The sequence below is a fragment of the Burkholderia sp. Bp9143 genome (genome assembly GCF_003853645.1).
Lineage (GTDB): Bacteria > Pseudomonadota > Gammaproteobacteria > Burkholderiales > Burkholderiaceae > Burkholderia.
Genome location: NZ_QTPO01000110.1, coordinates 1 through 3,268, shown reverse-complemented (window position 1 = coordinate 3,268; position 3,268 = coordinate 1). Strand labels below are relative to the sequence as shown.

Here is a 3,268-nt window from a genome sequence, read left to right as displayed (position 1 = left end):
TTCGGGCGGGGGTTTCTGGCTTAGGGAGCCTGACGATTACCTACTTTCACACGGGAATCCGCACTATCATCGGCGTAGAGTCGTTTCACGGTCCTGTTCGGGATGGGAAGGGGTGGGACCGACTCGCTATGGTCATCAGGCAAAGAGGGTTGTTGCGCTGGCTTCGCAGCGCAACCAATCTTGGAAGAAGCAGTAATCTTGGGTTGTGTGTATCACACACGAGAATCCAACCTGTCCGACGCGCTCTCTAGCGCGAAACAGACTTGTTATAGGATCAAGCCTTACGGGCAATTAGTATCAGTTAGCTGAACGCATTACTGCGCTTACACACCTGACCTATCAACGTCCTGGTCTCGAACGACCCTTCAAGGGGATCTAGTCCCCAGGGATATCTCATCTTAAGGCGAGTTTCCCGCTTAGATGCTTTCAGCGGTTATCTCTTCCGAACATAGCTACCCGGCGATGCCACTGGCGTGACAACCGGTACACCAGAGGTTCGTCCACTCCGGTCCTCTCGTACTAGGAGCAGCCCCCTTCAAATATCCAACGCCCACGGCAGATAGGGACCAAACTGTCTCACGACGTTTTAAACCCAGCTCACGTACCTCTTTAAATGGCGAACAGCCATACCCTTGGGACCGGCTACAGCCCCAGGATGAGATGAGCCGACATCGAGGTGCCAAACACCGCCGTCGATATGAACTCTTGGGCGGTATCAGCCTGTTATCCCCAGAGTACCTTTTATCCGTTGAGCGATGGCCCTTCCATACAGAACCACCGGATCACTATGACCTGCTTTCGCACCTGCTCGACTTGTCGGTCTCGCAGTTAAGCACGCTTATGCCATTGCACTATCAGCACGATTTCCGACCGTACCTAGCGTACCTTCGTACTCCTCCGTTACGCTTTGGGAGGAGACCGCCCCAGTCAAACTGCCTACCATGCACTGTCCCCGACCCGGATCACGGGCCAAGGTTAGAACCTCAAACAAACCAGGGTGGTATTTCAAGGACGGCTCCACCGAAACTAGCGTTCCGGTTTCATAGCCTCCCACCTATCCTACACAGATCGGTTCAAAGTCCAATGCAAAGCTACAGTAAAGGTTCATGGGGTCTTTCCGTCTAGCCGCGGGTAGATTGCATCATCACAAACACTTCAACTTCGCTGAGTCTCGGGAGGAGACAGTGTGGCCATCGTTACGCCATTCGTGCAGGTCGGAACTTACCCGACAAGGAATTTCGCTACCTTAGGACCGTTATAGTTACGGCCGCCGTTTACCGGGACTTCAATCAAGAGCTTGCACCCCATCATTTAATCTTCCGGCACCGGGCAGGCGTCACACCCTATACGTCCACTTTCGTGTTTGCAGAGTGCTGTGTTTTTATTAAACAGTCGCAGCCACCAGTTTATTGCAACCCCTTCACCCTTCCAGCGCAGGCCGGTCAAGCTACAAGGGCGTACCTTATCCCGAAGTTACGGTACCAATTTGCCGAGTTCCTTCTCCCGAGTTCTCTCAAGCGCCTTAGAATACTCATCTCGCCCACCTGTGTCGGTTTGCGGTACGGTCATCGTTAGACTGAAGCTTAGAGGCTTTTCTTGGAACCACTTCCAATTGCTTCGCTCCCTAAGGAGCTCGCGCCACACCCTTGAATTACGCACCCGGATTTGCCTAAGTGCCTTCTCCAATGCAGCGACCGGGACTTCCAACACCCGGACAACCTTCCGCGATCCGTCCCCCCATCGCATCTAACAATGGTGCAGGAATATTGACCTGCTTCCCATCAGCTACGCATTTCTGCCTCGCCTTAGGGGCCGACTCACCCTACGCCGATGAACGTTGCGTAGGAAACCTTGGGCTTACGGCGAGGGGGCCTTTCACCCCCTTTATCGCTACTCATGTCAGCATTCGCACTTCCGATACCTCCAGCACGCTTTTCAACGCACCTTCGCAGGCTTACGGAACGCTCTCCTACCATGCGTGCAAGCACGCATCCGCAGCTTCGGTATATAGCTTAGCCCCGTTACATCTTCCGCGCAGGACGACTCGATCAGTGAGCTATTACGCTTTCTTTAAAGGGTGGCTGCTTCTAAGCCAACCTCCTGACTGTTTTAGCCTTCCCACTTCGTTTCCCACTTAGCTATATTTGGGGACCTTAGCTGGCGGTCTGGGTTGTTTCCCTCTTGACACCGGACGTTAGCACCCGATGTCTGTCTCCCGTGATTGCACTCTTCGGTATTCGGAGTTTGCTATGGCGGGGTAATCTGCAATAGACCCCCCAACCATGACAGTGCTCTACCCCCGAAGGTGAGACACGAGGCACTACCTAAATAGTTTTCGGAGAGAACCAGCTATTTCCAAGTTTGTTTAGCCTTTCACCCCTATCCACAGCTCATCCCCTAACTTTTCAACGTTAGTGGGTTCGGACCTCCAGTACGTGTTACCGCACCTTCATCCTGGCCATGGATAGATCACTTGGTTTCGGGTCTACGCCCAGCAACTGAACGCCCTATTCGGACTCGCTTTCGCTACGCCTGCCCTATACGGTTAAGCTTGCTACTGAACGTAAGTCGCTGACCCATTATACAAAAGGTACGCCGTCACCCCTTACGAGGCTCCGACTGTTTGTATGCATGCGGTTTCAGGATCTATTTCACTCCCCTCCCGGGGTTCTTTTCGCCTTTCCCTCACGGTACTGGTTCACTATCGGTCGATCACGAGTATTTAGCCTTGGAGGATGGTCCCCCCATCTTCAGACAGGATTTCACGTGTCCCGCCCTACTTGTCGCACACCTAGTTCTTTCATACTGTTTTCGCCTACAGGGCTATCACCTGCTATGGCCGCACTTTCCAGAGCGTTCGGCTAACAATACAAATAAAGAGTGCAAGGCTCATCCCATTTCGCTCGCCACTACTTTGGGAATCTCGGTTGATTTCTTTTCCTGCGGTTACTTAGATGTTTCAGTTCACCGCGTTCGCTTCGCATGGCCTATGTATTCAGCCATGGATACTCCAAAAGGAGTGGGTTTCCCCATTCGGACATCTACGGATCAAAGCTTGTTTGCCAGCTCCCCGTAGCTTTTCGCAGGCTACCGCGTCCTTCATCGCCTGTGATCGCCAAGGCATCCACCACATGCACTTGTTCGCTTGACCCTATAACGAGTCTGTCTCGTTACAGGTTGAGTTCTCGCGTTGTGCCGTATTCCAATTGAGTCAAACATAGAGTTCGAATCATCTTGAGATACATCGATACAATCACAACCCGGATAG

The 3,268-nt window shown here is 52.6% G+C and carries 2 rRNA genes; both read right to left on the bottom strand.

The window, feature by feature from the left end:
- Positions 1 to 27: 27 nt before the first annotated feature.
- Positions 28 to 140 (bottom strand): 5S ribosomal RNA (gene rrf / locus DIE23_RS38720).
- Positions 141 to 270: 130 nt separating this feature from the next.
- Positions 271 to 3,151, bottom strand: a 23S ribosomal RNA gene (locus DIE23_RS38715).
- Between the last annotated feature and the right edge of the window lie 117 nt (positions 3,152 to 3,268).